This is a genomic window from Microbacterium sp. cf046 (assembly GCF_900114345.1).
Lineage (GTDB): Bacteria > Actinomycetota > Actinomycetes > Actinomycetales > Microbacteriaceae > Microbacterium.
Genome location: NZ_FOZJ01000003.1, coordinates 1 through 13,818, shown reverse-complemented (window position 1 = coordinate 13,818; position 13,818 = coordinate 1). Strand labels below are relative to the sequence as shown.

The 13,818-nt window shown below is 67.9% G+C and carries 13 protein-coding genes; 9 read left to right on the top strand and 4 right to left on the bottom strand.

What is annotated here, in order from left to right; genetic code table 11:
* Nucleotides 1-4: 4 nt before the first annotated feature.
* Nucleotides 5-790 (bottom strand): NAD(P)-dependent oxidoreductase, encoded by a 786-nt coding sequence (locus BM349_RS12650; RefSeq protein ID WP_091707306.1) that lies wholly within the window; start codon nt 788-790, stop codon nt 5-7.
* Between the two features lie 97 nt (nt 791-887).
* Between BM349_RS12650 and BM349_RS12645 the strand changes: the two genes are divergently transcribed.
* Nucleotides 888-1,550: a GntR family transcriptional regulator gene (locus BM349_RS12645; RefSeq protein WP_091707305.1), complete on the top strand. Its 663-nt coding sequence runs from the start codon at nt 888-890 to the stop codon at nt 1,548-1,550.
* A gap of 98 nt (nt 1,551-1,648) precedes the next feature.
* Entirely contained in the window at nt 1,649-3,019 is a 1,371-nt protein-coding gene (locus BM349_RS12640) for an aminomethyltransferase family protein (RefSeq protein WP_091707304.1), read from the top strand.
* 62 nt (nt 3,020-3,081) lie between these two features.
* Here BM349_RS12640 and BM349_RS12635 read toward each other — a convergent pair whose 3' ends face one another.
* Together BM349_RS12635 and BM349_RS12630 are read right to left on the bottom strand one after the other, a co-directional pair.
* Nucleotides 3,082-4,440 (bottom strand): aminomethyltransferase family protein, encoded by a 1,359-nt coding sequence (locus BM349_RS12635; protein WP_091707303.1) that lies wholly within the window; start codon nt 4,438-4,440, stop codon nt 3,082-3,084.
* 80 nt (nt 4,441-4,520) lie between these two features.
* Nucleotides 4,521-5,927 (bottom strand): vanillate/3-O-methylgallate O-demethylase, encoded by a 1,407-nt coding sequence (locus tag BM349_RS12630; RefSeq protein ID WP_091707302.1) that lies wholly within the window; start codon nt 5,925-5,927, stop codon nt 4,521-4,523.
* A gap of 218 nt (nt 5,928-6,145) precedes the next feature.
* On the opposite strand from BM349_RS12630, the gene BM349_RS12625 reads away from it, so the two are divergent.
* The 7 genes from BM349_RS12625 (at nt 6,146) to BM349_RS12595 (ending at nt 13,147) form a co-directional block, all read left to right on the top strand.
* Nucleotides 6,146-6,901 (top strand): PIG-L deacetylase family protein, encoded by a 756-nt coding sequence (locus BM349_RS12625; RefSeq protein ID WP_091707301.1) that lies wholly within the window; start codon nt 6,146-6,148, stop codon nt 6,899-6,901.
* The gene (locus BM349_RS12620; protein ID WP_091707300.1) at nt 6,898-7,602 is read left to right on the top strand and encodes a 4-carboxy-4-hydroxy-2-oxoadipate aldolase/oxaloacetate decarboxylase; all 705 of its coding nucleotides are present in this window, start codon (nt 6,898-6,900) and stop codon (nt 7,600-7,602) included. Before BM349_RS12625 ends, BM349_RS12620 begins: the two co-directional genes overlap by 4 nt.
* Nucleotides 7,595-8,668 carry a 4-oxalomesaconate tautomerase gene (locus BM349_RS12615; RefSeq protein ID WP_254773883.1) on the top strand — a complete coding sequence of 358 codons (1,074 nt, stop codon included), beginning with the start codon at nt 7,595-7,597 and terminating at the stop codon, nt 8,666-8,668. The genes BM349_RS12620 and BM349_RS12615 overlap by 8 nt, the downstream gene beginning before the upstream one ends.
* 27 nt (nt 8,669-8,695) lie before the next feature.
* A complete protein-coding gene (locus BM349_RS12610; protein ID WP_091707299.1) occupies nt 8,696-9,667 on the top strand; it encodes a VOC family protein in 972 nt (323 codons plus the stop codon).
* A 58-nt stretch (nt 9,668-9,725) separates the two neighbouring features.
* Entirely contained in the window at nt 9,726-11,222 is a 1,497-nt protein-coding gene (locus BM349_RS12605) for an aldehyde dehydrogenase family protein (RefSeq protein WP_091707298.1), read from the top strand.
* Nucleotides 11,219-12,433, top strand: a complete 1,215-nt coding sequence (locus BM349_RS12600; protein WP_368086688.1) for an MFS transporter — start codon at nt 11,219-11,221, stop codon at nt 12,431-12,433. Before BM349_RS12605 ends, BM349_RS12600 begins: the two co-directional genes overlap by 4 nt.
* A gap of 114 nt (nt 12,434-12,547) precedes the next feature.
* A complete protein-coding gene (locus BM349_RS12595; protein WP_091707296.1) occupies nt 12,548-13,147 on the top strand; it encodes a recombinase family protein in 600 nt (199 codons plus the stop codon).
* 411 nt (nt 13,148-13,558) lie between these two features.
* Here BM349_RS12595 and BM349_RS18795 read toward each other — a convergent pair.
* The coding region (locus BM349_RS18795) for a hypothetical protein (RefSeq protein ID WP_175525295.1) at nt 13,559-13,818 on the bottom strand (260 nt) is incomplete at its 5' end.

Below are 13,818 nucleotides of genomic sequence, written 5' to 3'. Positions count from 1 at the left end.
CTTCTCAGTGGCGCGGAGCGGTGGATTGGTTCGCCGCGATCGCCCGGAGCCATTCGATCGTCGCGTCGGTCATCGGGTGCTCGGCCCCGAGGCTGGCGAGGTAGTCACGCGCCTCGACCATCTCGATCTCACGCCGAACGGCGTGCCGCGTCGTGCCCTGGATGAGATGGTCGACCGCCGATCGGCCCGACGCCCCGAGCTCCGACGCGATCTGCTCGGTCACCCACTCCTCGGCGCCGACCGCCTTCGCGGCCGCGACGCTCTCGACGACCACGGCGGCGAGCCCTTTCATGAACACGCTGCGCAGCAGCTTGAGACGCGCCGATGCGCCGGCATCCGGTCCGACGTCCGTCGACGGGACGCCGAGCCGTTCGAGCATCGGCTGGATTCGCGCGACCCCCGTCCCGCTCAGCAGCAGGGGTGTGTCGATCCGCGCACGAGGCACGGGGGCGAGGATCGCCACATCCACGAACGGGATGCCGCGATCGCGCGCCACCGCCGCGAGACGCATCTTCTCGTCGGGTCCGCTGGTGTTCATGTCGGCGTAGACGGTGGCCGTGCCCATGGCCGGCAGCGCCTCGTCGAGGACGGATGCTGCAGAGCTTCCGCCGACCAGGCTGAGCACCAGATCCGCCCCGTGGACGGTGGATGCGATGTCGACCGCGAGTTCGACATCGGCGGGCTCGGTCGTGACGTGCAGGTCGGTTCCGGCGACCGACGCGCCGCGGGCCGCGAGGTCGGCCGCGTAGATGCTTCCGGCTTCACCCAGGCCCAGTACTGCGACGCGCATGGCCACCTCCCGACGACGACGGTTTCACGTCTATATTGTTGACAATAGTGGTTGAAGGTCGGAGCGGATGCTCCGTTCGCGAGCCGAAGGAGACTCGATGTCGACGATCGTGCAGGATGCGGACACCGCCGCTGAGGAATCCGAGCAGAAGGTGACCGACCTCATCCGCGGCGCGATCGTCCGCGGCGAGTACGCCCCGAATCAGCGGCTGATCGAAGCGGACCTCAGCGACACGTTCGCCGCCAGCCGCGCCACGGTGCGCACGGCCCTGCTCGAGCTCGCGAACGAGGGGCTGGTCGAGCGCCTCCCGAACAAGGGGTCCCGCGTGCGGGCGATCTCCCTCGACGAGGCGATCGAGATCCTCGAGGTGCGCATCGGCGTGGAGGGTCTGTGCGCCGCGAAGACCGCGGCATCCGTCACGGACGAGGACATCGCCGAGTTCATGGACCTGCGGCAGGGCATGATCGACGCCGTCGCCGAAGGAGACCTCGTCGAGTACTCCCGTCTGAACCAGCTCCTTGACCAGCGCGTCCGGACGCTGAGTCACCACACCACCGCGGCAGAGGTGCTCGCGCGGCTGCACGCGCAGAGTGTGCGCCACCAGTTCAAGCTGTCATCGCGACCGCAGCGGGCCAAGGTCTCGGTGCTCGAGCACGTCGCGATCATCGACGCGATCGCTGCGCGCGACCCTGATGCTGCAGAGCTCGCGGTCCGCGAGCATCTGCTCCGAGTGATCGACGCGCTCCGCGACCTGCCCTGAGCTCCTGGCCATCCGAGCGAATTCTGTTCAACGGAATTCGCGACGCCGCCGACCCTGCAGGCTCCTACCGTGGAGGAAACCGCACTGAAAGGTCGACGATGACAACCGAATCCCTCGCGCAGGCGATCGAGCGCGCAGGCAGCCCCGTGGAGCTGCTGCGCAATCAGGACTGGCCCGCGTTCACCTTTCCGGTGGCTCCGGAGTTCACGAACTGGCGCGACGAGCAGCGCGCGTGGAACACGACTGTCGCGCTCATGGACCAGTCGCACCACATGACGCAGCTGTTCCTCGACGGCGAGGACCTCATTCCCGTGCTGCAGGCGATCTCGCCGAACACATTCGCGACGTTCCGCCCCGGCGTCGCGAAGCAGCTCATCTCGGTGAACCAGGACGGGTACCTCATCGGCGACGGCATCCTGTTCTACAACGGCGAGGGCCCGGAGGGGCTCGTGCTGATCGGACACCATCTGCTCATCGACTGGGTGCGCTTCAACGCCGAGAAGGCCGAGGCTGCCGGCAAGGATGTGCACCACCGGCTCGAGGCGAACTCGCACATGCGCCAGGGACCCCCGACCTTCTATCGCTACGAGCTGCAGGGGCCGCACGCCAACGCGGTCATGGAGAAGGTCTTCGGCGGGCCGGTGCCCGAGGTGAAGTTCTTCCACATCGGCGATTTCCGCATCGCAGGCAAGGACGTCAAGGCCCTGCGCCACGGCATGGCCGGCCAGCCCGGCTTCGAGTTCTTCGGGCCGTGGGCCGACAGCGACCACGTGCTCCAGACGCTGCTGGAGGCGGGCGCCGAGTTCGGCATCCGTCGCGTCGGCGCCAAGGCCTACTCGGCCACTCCGCTCGAGGCCGGATGGGTGCCGACGCCCTTCCCCGCGATCTTCGACGACGACTTCGCGGAGTACCGGGCGTGGCTCCCCGCCGCCCGGGCCGGGTCGATCGGGGGGTCGCTGTACTCCGGCGACATCCACGACTACTACATGACCCCGTACGACCTCGGCCTGGGCAAGTCGGTGCGCTTCGATCACGACTTCCACGGACGCGAGGCGCTGGAGCGCCACGCCGCCGACCAGCGGCGCCGCAAAGTGACGCTGCTGTGGAATGCGGATGACGTCGCCGCGGTCGTCCGATCGCAGCTGGAGCCGGGCACCCCCGCGAAGTTCCTGGATTTCCCGAAGGCGCGCTACGGCCTGTTCCAGATGGACGAGGTGCGGCAGGGCGACCGTCTGGTCGGCATCTCGACGGATGCCGGCTACGTCGCATTCGACCAGCTCTACATGTCGCTCGCGACGCTCGAGAACGACGTGCCCGAAGGGGCGGAGGTCGATGTGGTCTGGGGCGAGGATCCGATCTCCCGCAAGCCCCAGGCCGATGCCGCGCACCGGCAGGTGCGCATCCGGGCGACGGTCGCCCCGGCCCCCTTCCACGACTACGCACGCACGGTCTACCGCGCGGACGACTGACCGCTCTCTCGCGCGCTGGCGGGGGCGGATGCTGCGGCATCCGCCCCCGCCCCGCTTACGGCTCAGTTCTTGCGGTAGTTCTCCCGCGCGAACGACGAGTAGGGCGCGGGGTAGACGGTGGCGCGGATGCGCACCTGCCGGTGCGGCTCGACGGCGGGCTTGGTCGAGTTGGGGTCCTCGCCCCAGATGACTTCGACGTCGGTTCCGGGCTCCGCGTGCTCGGCGTCCACGCTGGCGAGCGAGACGAACACCTGCTCGCCCGTGATGTACCCGACATCGTGGGAGATGCCCACGTCGCGCCCGTCGGCGAGGACCCGGTCGACCTGGTACACGCCGTAACGGGCCTTCGGGAACTCGATGTACTTCGCCGGGGTGCCCGGTTCATACAGGGAGCGCTGCGCGGCCGCGACGTCCTCCGGGTTCCACACCAGGGTGACCTTGGTCCGGAGCGGGCCTGCGGCGTGCTCCTCGAGTGCGGCGCGGCCGATGAAGTCGTGGTCGAACGCGACGCTGCGGCCGTAGCCGAGGTCGTACGGGGTCAGGTAGTAGTCCTCGATGTCGTCCGAGACGAACGAGCCGGCGAGCGACCCGGCACGGTTCGCCGGCAGCCACTCGAGATACGCCTCCGAGCCTTCGCCCGTGAAGATCGCCGGCAGCGGCGACGGCACCCATGCCGACTCGAGGTTCGCCGACGAGTACGCCTTGGCCCCGACCAGGGTGAGGCCGAACTCCTCCCCCGCGGCGACGATGGCGCTGCGCACCCTGTCGCCCTCCTCCCACGGCCCGAACAGCTCGAACCCGGGCTGCCCCGCCATGCCGTGACGCAGCGACCGCACCTGCAGCCCGTCGATGGTGAACGTCGCCATATGGAAGAACTTCGTCGGCGGCACGGGTGCCCTTGTGAGCTTCTCCATCAGCGCCAGTGCGTGCGGCCCCTGCAGCTCATAGCGATACAGCTTGGGCGGAACACCCGGTTCGCGCATGAGCGAGTTCGCGTCCCGCTCGAACGTGACGTCGTAGTCACCGGTCTCGCCGATGTACTGCACCCAGTCCAGCACCATGAACCAGCCGACGAGGTCGAACGAGTCCTCGCCGAGATGGAACAGGATCGCGTCGCCGATCAGGTAGCCCTCGTGGTTCACCGCGATGAACTGCTTCGCCTTGTCGACCTCGAAGTTCGCGAAGCTGTTCACGCCGGTGTCGCTGAGCAGCTTCAGCGCGTCAGGGCCCGAGATGAACAGATCCGTCATGTGATGCGACTGATCCAGGAGCGCGACCGAGTTGCGCCACGACAGCTGCTCCGACCGCCAGTTCGTGAACTCCGGTGTCACCGGGAAGATCGTCGGCCGGGACTGCGCGTTGCGCAGCACCTCCACGGCGCCGCCCACGCGGGCGATCGCTTGGGAAACGGACTCTGGCATGGGGAACTCCTTCGTTCGCAGGCAGGATGCCGCGGCATCCCGTCAGGTCGTTGCGTGCGGGTGTCGATCGGGTGTGCGGGTCAGACCGACACTGCGGCGGTGCGCCAGCCTCCGTGATACTCGGTGCGCGCGGTGACGGCGTAGGGAACGGGGCTCACGACCGCACGGACGGCCAGCTGCTCGTGCGGCTCGACCGTGGTCTTCTTCGAGCCGCCGTTCGGCTCGCCCCACACAACGCGCACCTCGGCGCCGATCGGCACCTCGGCGTCGACAGTGGCGAGCGACAGGCCCCGCTTCTCGTTGGCGGTCACGCCGGTGAACAGCGACAGGCCGACCGTGTCGCCGTTCGCGTCGATCACGGCGTCGTAGTTCGACGAGCCGTAGTTCGCGTTGGGCAGGTCGAACACCTGGTAGCCGGTGCCGTCGCGGTCGATCGGCGTGGTCAGCAGCTTCGCGAGGTCTTCGTCGTTCCAGGCCAGCGTCACCTTCTTGCGCTGAGCAGCCGGGTCGATCTGCTCGAGCGCCTCGCGGCCGATGAAGTCGTGGTCGAATTTGACGAACGAGCCGTAGCCGAGCTCCCACGGGTTGAGGTAGTAGTCCTCGATGTCGTCCGAGACGAACGAGCCGGCGAGGGCGTTGATCGCCTCGTAGCTGTTCGCCGGCAGCCATTCACGGTAGGCCCGCTCGGCCTCGCTGGAGTAGATCGCCGGCAGCGGCGAGGGGATCCAGCCCGACTCGAGTGTGTTCGACGAGTAGGCCCGTGACCCGCAGGGCTCGATGCCGAACTCGCTTCCGGCCTCGAGGATCGCGTCGCGGATCCTGCCGTGCTGCTCGTACGGGCCCCACAGCTCGAGGCCGGGGGCACCGGCCATGCCGTGGCGCAGCGTGCGCACGTGCTCGCCGGCGACGTTCATCTCTCCCATGTGGAAGAAGCGCACCTTCTCGAGCTCGCCGCCGTTGAGCTTCTCGATGATCTGCCACGCGTTCGGACCCTGGATCTGGAAGCGGTAGTACTCGCGGTTCACCGCGGCGCCGTACGGGCGCGAAGGCGAACGGTCGTCGTACCGGGTCTCCACGTCGTACCCGCCGGTCTCGGCGTGGAACTGCAGCCAGTTCGCGCCGGGCGCGCGGCCGACGTAGACGTACTCGTCCTCACCCTCGTGGAACAGGATGCCGTCGCCGATGACTCCGCCGTTCGAAGCGGTCGGCACGAACTGCTTCGCGGTGTTCACCGGGAAGTTCGCGAAGCTGTTGATGCCGGTGTCCGACAGCAGCTTCAGCGCGTCGGGTCCGGACATGAAGAAGTTGACCATGTGGTGGGTCTGGTCGAAGAGCACCGCGCTCTCGCGCCACGACTTCTGCTCGCGCCGCCAGTTCGTGAACTCCGCAGGCACCACAGGGTAGATGTACGTTCCGAGCTGCGAATTGCGCAGGTGCTCGACGGTGTTCCCCGCCTGATCGAGCACTTCCTGCAGGTTGCCGGCCATGTCGTTCCCTTCAACATCTTCGTCGTGTGGTCCTGACCGCGATGGTACGTTCGACATTTCCCTATGTCGAGAGTGATTCAGGGTCGCCAGAATTGTAACCAAAATCTTGACCATTGCGCTAGGGGTGTGGTTCGCTGTGATCAACGAGACCGGTCGCGCTCGACGCCGAGCCGCACGTCTCGTACCGCCCCGGCGGCATCGTGGAGACAGGAGTCCCCTTGGCTGAGACAACCCCGTCGCTGCTCGTGGTCAGCGCCCACGCGGGCGACTTCGTGTGGCGCGCAGGAGGGGCGATCGCCGCGGCGACGATGCGCGGCGAGCGGGCCACCGTGGTCTGCGTGAGCTACGGAGAGCGCGGCGAGTCGGCCAGCCAGTGGCTGCAGGGCAAGTCGCTCGAGGAGATCAAGAGCATCCGCCGCGACGAGGCCACCGCCGCCGCATCCGCTCTCGGTGCTGAGATCGAGTTCCTCGACGCCGGCGATTACCCGCTCGTCGAATCGACCGAGACGATCGCGGCGCTGGTCGATGTGTTCCGCCGCGTGCAGCCGACGGTCGTGCTGACCCACCCGCTGGCCGACCCGTACAACGGCGACCACCCCGCCGCCGCGCGGATGGCGCTGCAGGCGCGCGTGCTCGCGCAGGCGATCGGCGTCGCGAACTCCGACGGCACCTACCCGAGCACCGACCAGATCATCGGCGCTCCCCCGGTCTTCTTCTTCGAGCCGCATCAGCCCGAGCAGTCCGACTTCAAGCCCAACGTCCTGCTCGACATCACCGCCGCGTTTCCGCTGAAGCAGCAGGCGATGGAATGTCTCCCCGCCCAGAAGCACATGTGGGAGTACTACACCTCCCTCGCGGTCCGCCGCGGTGTGCAGGTCAAGCGCAACGCCGGACCGAACCTCGGCCTGCCGGTCGACACGATGGGCGAGGCCTACATGCGCTACTACCCGCAGGTCACGGACGTCCTGGCATGACCTCTGGACCGGTGGTCGTCACCGACATCGCGCGGGCGGATCCCGCGACCGTCGACGCTCTTGCGGCTCTGGGCTCGGCAACGGTGCACGAGGCGATGGGTCGGGTCGGGTACGCCGGGGCCCGGATCCGGCCGATCCAGCAGGATGCCGCGATCTCGGGTTCCGCCATCACCGTTCTGGCCGCTCCCGGCGACAACCTCATGGTCCATGCAGCGATCGAACAGGCCCGGGCCGGCGATGTGATCGTCGTCGTGCCGGTCACCGACTCGCCGTACGGGTTCATCGGTGAACTCATGGCGACCCAGATGCAGGTCCGCGGTGTCCGCGGATATGTCACGTCCGGCGGCGTCCGCGACACCGCCGAACTCCGGTCGATGGGGTTCCCCGTTTGGACCGCGTACGTCAGCGCGCAGGGCACGGTGAAAGACACCGCCGGCTCCGTCAACATCCCCGTCGTCCTCGACGGCGTGCTGGTGAACCCGGGCGACATCGTGATCGCCGACGACGACGGCGTCACCATCGTCCCCCGCCACCTCGCCACCGACACCCTCGAAGCCGCACAGGCCCGTGCAGACAGAGAGGCCGCCAACCGGCTCCGCTATCAGGCGGGCGAGATCTCCATGGACCTCAACGACCTCCGGCCCATCCTCTCCGACCTCGGCGTGAACTATATCCCCCAGGCGGAATACAACGGTGGCTGACTCCGAGCGCGACGGCATCCGCTGCATGCTGATGCGCGGCGGCACGTCGAAGGGCGCCTACTTCCTCGCCGGCGACATGCCGGCCGATCCGTCGGAGCGCGACGACCTGCTGCTGCGCGTGATGGGCAGCCCCGACCCGACGCAGATCGACGGGCTCGGCGGCGCGCACCCGCTCACCAGCAAGGTTGCGATCGTGTCGCGTTCCACCGAGGCGGACGTCGACCTGGACTACCTGTTCCTCCAGGTCGTGGTCGATCAGCCGTCGGTGACCGACGCCCAGACCTGCGGCAATCTCCTCGCCGGCATCGGTCCTTTCGCGGTTGAGCGCGAGCTGATCACGCCCGGCGCCGAGACCACGACAGTCCGCATCCGGCTCATCAACACCGGCGACCTGGCCACGCAGACGTTCCCGACCCCCGACGGCATCGTCGAGTACGACGGCGGAACCGCCATCGACGGAGTACCGGGCACCGCTGCGAAGATCGACATCGAGATGGCCCCCGCCGCCGACGCGCTCCTGCTGCCCTCTGGCAACGTCGTCGATGACCTCGACGGGCACCGGGTCACGATGATCGACAACGGGATGCCGGTCGTGCTGCTGCGCGCCGATGAGTTCGGCGTCGCGGGCGATGAGACTCCCGCCGAACTCGAGGAGCGGTCAGACCTGAAGGCAGAGGTCGAGCGCATCCGGCTCCTCGCCGGCCCGCTGATGGGGCTCGGCGATGTAACGCGCGCGACCGTTCCGAAGATGTTCCTGCTGTCCGCTCCGCGCCACGGCGGCGCGATCTCCACGCGCGCGTTCATCCCTGCCCGCGTCCACCCGTCGATCGGCGTGCTGATGGCGGCATCCGTCGCCGCAGGCGTGTGCATCCCCGGTACGGTCGGCGCCGACATCGCGAACCCGACCAGTGACGGACCGGTCGAGATCGAGCACCCGAGCGGCATCTTCGCCTCGCGCGTGAGTGTCGGCCGCAGCGACGACGGCGTCTGGTCGGCCACGTCCACGTCGGTGCGCACCGCCCGAAAGATCTTCGATGGCGTCGTCTTCCCGCGACCCCGCCTCTGACCCACACTCCGCCCGAGAGGACCGCACATGACCGAGTACACCGCTTTCGACGTCGCACACATCGGCAACATCGAGCTGCTGACCCCCAAGTTCGACGAGAGCCTGTGGTTCTTCCGCGATCTGCTCGCGATGCGCGTAGTCGAGGAGGCGGAGGGGTCGGTGTACCTGCGCACCTGGGACGAGTACCAGCGGTACACGATCAAGCTCACCGCGTCGGATGCCGCCGGCGTCGGCCGTACCAACTTCCGCACGACGAGCCAGGATGCGCTCGAACGCCGGGTCGCCGCGATCGAGGCGACCGGGCTCGGTGAGGGCTGGGGCGACGGCGAAGTCGGCACCGGCCCGACGTACCTGTTCCGCGACCCCGACGGACACTCGATGGGCGTCTACTACGAGTCCGAGCGGTACGTCGCCACCGATGACAAGCCGGCGCTGAAGAACCAGGCATCCGCGTTCCCCGGTCGCGGAGTGAACGCGCGACGCCTCGACCACATCAACTACCTCGCCAAGGACGTCGTCGCCAACGGCGAATTCATCGCGACGGCCCTCGGCGGGCGTGAGAGCGAGAGAATCAAACTGGATGCCGGGGGCTACGCGGCCTGGTGGTTCCACTTCAACAACAAGTCCTACGACGTGGTGTACTCCGATGACTGGACCAAGCACGGCAACCGCCTGCACCACATCGCGTTCGCGCCCGACACCCGCGAGGACATCCTCAAGGCGGCCGACATCTTCCTCGAGAACGGCATCTACATCGAGTCCGGCCCGCACAAGCACGCGATCAACCAGACCTTCTTCCTGTACGTGTGGGAGCCCGGCGGCAACCGCATCGAACTGGCCAACGCCGGCGCGCGCCTGCTGCTGGACCCTGACTCCCCTGTCGTGGAGTGGACGCAGGAGGAGCGCAAGAAGGGTCAGGCGTGGGGCATGAAGACGATCGAGAGCTTCCACACGCACGGCACTCCGGTGGTCGATCAGAGCCAGACGCAGCAGGTGTGACTCACACGGAACACGTACCCGCAACCCAACCCGAGCGAACGCAAGAGAGGTGTGACCGATGACGGACACAATGGCAACAACGGCAGAAGTGCGGACCGGCCTGTACATCGGAGGCGAGGAGCGCCAGACCGACGCCACCCTCGATGTCGCCGACCCGGGCAAGCCCGGCCGGATCGTCGGGCGCGCGGCCGCCGCATCCGCACAGGACGTCGACGACGCGGTCGCCGCAGCGAGGGGCGCCTTCCCAGCGTGGTCGGCGCTCAGCGCGACCGAGCGCGCCGAGCAGATGCGCACCGCGCTGGAGGGCATCGCCGAAGCGCGCGATGACGACGCCGCGATCCTCTCCCAGGAGAACGGCAAGATCCGCTTCGAGTCCTGGATCGACTCACTCGTGTTCGAGATCCGATGGAACCTGGCGCTCATGCTGGCCGACGAGGTGGACACCGGAAAGGTGCTGGGCGTGGTGCCCGGCATCCCGGTGGAAACGACAGTGTCGTACCAGCCGCTCGGCGTGGTCACCCTCATCGTGCCGTTCAACTGGCCGATCGCGATCCTTGGTGCCGCCCTGCCGCACGCGCTGCTGGCCGGCAACACGGCGATCGTCAAGCCGCCGCCCTCGACACCGCTCGCCCTCACCCGGGTCGTGCAGCGCATCGCCGAGAAGCTGCCCGCCGGGGTGCTGAACGTGGTCACCGGCAAGGACGAGAACATGTCGGGCCTGATCCAGAACACCGAGATTGCGAAGGTATGCTTCACCGGCAGCGTCAACGGCGGCAAGCGCATCATGGAGATGGCCTCGAAGAGCCTCACGCGGGTCACGCTCGAGCTCGGTGGCAACGACGCGGCGATCTTCCTCGAAGACGCGATCCTCGATGACGCCCACCTCGACCGCGTCTACGCCGCCGTGTTCGACACGACCGGGCAGATCTGCATGAACGCGAAGCGCCTGTACGTGCACCGGTCGCGGATGGACGAGCTCGTCGCCGGCCTGTCCGCACGTCTCGACAAAGCGGTCATCGGCTACGGGCTCGACGAGGGCGTCACGATGGGGCCGCTGCATCAGGGCGCACAGAAGGCGTTCGTGCAGGACATCATCCAAGAGGCGAAGGATGCCGGAGCCGACGTCCGCGAGTTCGGGGAGCTTCCGGGCGGCGAACTCGAGGGCGGCAACTTCCTGCGGCCCGCGATCGTGGTCGACCCCGACCCGTCCCTGCGGGTCGTCACCCAGGAGCAGTTCGGCCCGGTCATCCCGATCCTGCCGTTCGACACCGAAGACGAAGCTGTCGCCGCGGCCAACGACACCTGGGCGGGCCTGTGCGGCTCGGTCTGGACGGCCGACGTCGACGCTGCGAACCGGGTCGGCGGCAAGCTGCAGTGCGGCTACGTCTGGGTCAACGACCACGGCGCGACCCGGCTCGACCTGCGTGCGCCGTTCGGCGGCATGAAGCAGTCCGGCTTCGGACGCGAGCAGGGCATCGAGGGCATCCGGGCGTTCCAGGACACACGCTCGATCGCCCACATCGATGCTGAGGCGCTGGCGGCTCAGGCTCACTGATCATCGAAGAAGCAGGCGCGACGGACACCCGACGTTCGTCGCGCCTGCTTCTGCTCGTCGCCGTCCTGCTGATCGCCGCCAACCTGCGCGCGACGATCACCGGAGTCGGACCCCTCCTCACCCAAATCGCCGACGACCTGGGCACGAGCGAAGCCGCCCTCGGGGCGCTGGCCGCCGTGCCGCTGATCGCGTTCGCCGTCGTCTCGCCGTTCGCGCACGGACTGAGCGCTCGATTCGGGATGCCGCGGGTCGTGCTCTGGTCGCTCGTGCTGATGGCCGTCGGCACGATCTGGCGTTCGGTGCCCGGCTCGTCGGTCAATCTGTGGCTCGGCACCGCATTGATCGGCGCCTCGATCGCGATCGCGAACGTTCTGATGCCTGCCGTCATCAAGCGCGACTTCGGCGAGCGCATCACCACCGTCACCGCGGCCTTCACCGCCCTCCTGGCGGGCATGGGAGCGGTGGCCTCAGGGGTCGTCGTGCCGATCTCGCACGTGCCGACGAGCGGCGGCGACCTCGGCTGGCAGGGCGCGCTGCTGTGGACCGGCATCCTGCTGCCGTTCGCGATCCTCGCGTGGGTGCTGGCGATCCGGCGGATGCCGCGGGCTCCGCTCTCCGCCTCGCGCCGCCGGCGCACGGGCATCTGGGCCGACCCGATCGCCTGGCAGGTACTCCTCTATATGGGGCTGCAGTCGAGCATCTTCTACATGCTGGTCACCTGGTTCGCGCCGATGGCGCACTCGCTCGGCCGTTCCGAGGTCGTCGCGGGCGTCGACGTGATGGTCTACCAGTTGTGCGCGATCGCCGGCTCGCTCACGATCCCGCTGCTGCTGCGCGGACGGATGCAGCGCGTCGGCCCCGCTCTCATCCCGGTTCTGTCGCTGATCGGAGTGGTCGGGCTCATCGTGTGGCCGCCGGCGTTCCTGCTGTGGGTGATCCTGTGCGGTCTCGCCTCCGGGGCTTCGCTCGGCGTCTCGCTGAGTCTGTTCAGCCTGCGCGCGCGCACGCACGAGGGCGCGAGCGCGCTGTCGGGCATGGCACAGTCGGGCGGCTACCTGATCGCCGCCGCTGGCCCGATCGCCTTCGGCGCACTGCTCAGTGTCAGCGGCGGCTGGCTTGCGCCCCTGGTGCTCGTCGCGCTGGTGCTCGTCGGGCAGCTGGTGGTGGGACTGCTCGTCGGGCGGGATCGGTACGTGCTCGAGCGGGGGTGATTCGGCCCGTTCGGATGTGGTGCGGTCAGTGAGAATCGTCACCGGGCGGGTCTTACGAGACGTGTGCCTGATCGGTGTCTTGCAGGCTGGCCGAGCACGGACGAGATTGCGGTCATGGATGCACTACTCATCGGATACGCGCGGGTATCCACATACGAACAAGACCTGACCGCGCAACGGAACGCGCTCGAGAAGCTCGGAGTCGAGCCGAGATACATCTACGTCGATCACGGTCTCACCGGCACCAACCGCGAACGACCGGGTCTCCGCATCGCCTTGGAGGCCTGCCGCGAGGGCGACACCCTCGTTGTCGCCAAACTCGACCGCCTTGCGCGATCGTTGCGCGACGCGAGCGACATCGTCGACGAGCTGACGGCCAAGGGCGTCAAGCTCAACATCGGCGGATCACTCCACGACCCGCTCGACCCCGTCGGACGACTCCTCTTCAACGTTCTCGCGCTGGTGGCAGAGTTCGAGTCCGATCTCATTCGATCGCGAACGCGCGAGGGGATGCAGGTGGCGAAAGCCAAGGGAAGACTCCGCGGCAAGCCGCCCAAGCTGTCCGTTCCGCAACAGCGGCACCTGATGGAGCTTCACCAGGCAGGTCGGCACACGACTGCGGAGCTCGCCGAACTCTTCAACGTCGCGCGGGCGACCGTCTATCGCACGGTCCGACGTCAGGAGGGCCTGATGGGGCCGAAGTACGGGCGTTGAGAGCAGCGCGCCGGGAGGAGTTTCCTGTGAGAAGACGAGCAGAGGAGTAGTCGTGACCGACAGGCATCCGTCTGCACGCGTCTGCGACTGTTCCTCTGGCCCGGCGCGGCAGACATACGGCACAGTCGGCCGTGCGGCGCCGAGCCCGGAACATCCCGCACCCGCAGACGTGTGAGGCAACCGACTCCCGTCGGCACGGCGGGACGAACGCGATCGGAGGAAATGCGCCGGCACCGATCTGACGAATTGGCGTCGAATGCGTGTTTCGGACGGCCGGTGAGGGACCGGTAAGCGAACGCGCTCGGGCCCGGGCGCGACCTGCGCTAAACGCGCACTGCACTGAGGCGGACCGGCGATCGTGCCTTCAGAACGCCTTTGGCTTGTCTCTCTGGATGAGCGGGGCGTGGTCGGTCACGACACTGCTCCCACGTTCCATTCGATGAAGTTCATCACCACGGCAGCCAAAGTGATCACCAGAGCGAGGGAGAAGAGAACCCAGCGCTCCGCGATCACTCCGAGTACGCAGCACACGATGGATGCCACGAGGAGTATCCGCGCAATGGTGACCCACACGGCGACTTCGCTCGGGTAGGGGACTCCGCCGAATGCGCCGTGGAGGAGGAACCCGAATGCATTCATCACCTGCCACCCGGTCGCGAGCAGCAGGATCA

What these genes read in the sequence shown, in the direction of transcription:
- BM349_RS12650 (WP_091707306.1), bottom strand. Translation starts at nt 790, where the DNA reads ATGCGCGTCGCAGTACTGGGCCTGGGTGAAGCCGGAAGCATCTACGCG.
- BM349_RS12645 (WP_091707305.1), top strand. Translation starts at nt 888, where the DNA reads ATGTCGACGATCGTGCAGGATGCGGACACCGCCGCTGAGGAATCCGAG.
- BM349_RS12640 (WP_091707304.1), top strand. Translation starts at nt 1,649, where the DNA reads ATGACAACCGAATCCCTCGCGCAGGCGATCGAGCGCGCAGGCAGCCCC.
- BM349_RS12635 (WP_091707303.1), bottom strand. Translation starts at nt 4,440, where the DNA reads ATGCCAGAGTCCGTTTCCCAAGCGATCGCCCGCGTGGGCGGCGCCGTG.
- BM349_RS12630 (WP_091707302.1), bottom strand. Translation starts at nt 5,927, where the DNA reads ATGGCCGGCAACCTGCAGGAAGTGCTCGATCAGGCGGGGAACACCGTC.
- BM349_RS12620 (WP_091707300.1), top strand. Translation starts at nt 6,898, where the DNA reads ATGACCTCTGGACCGGTGGTCGTCACCGACATCGCGCGGGCGGATCCC.
- BM349_RS12610 (WP_091707299.1), top strand. Translation starts at nt 8,696, where the DNA reads ATGACCGAGTACACCGCTTTCGACGTCGCACACATCGGCAACATCGAG.
- BM349_RS12605 (WP_091707298.1), top strand. Translation starts at nt 9,726, where the DNA reads ATGACGGACACAATGGCAACAACGGCAGAAGTGCGGACCGGCCTGTAC.
- BM349_RS12595 (WP_091707296.1), top strand. Translation starts at nt 12,548, where the DNA reads ATGGATGCACTACTCATCGGATACGCGCGGGTATCCACATACGAACAA.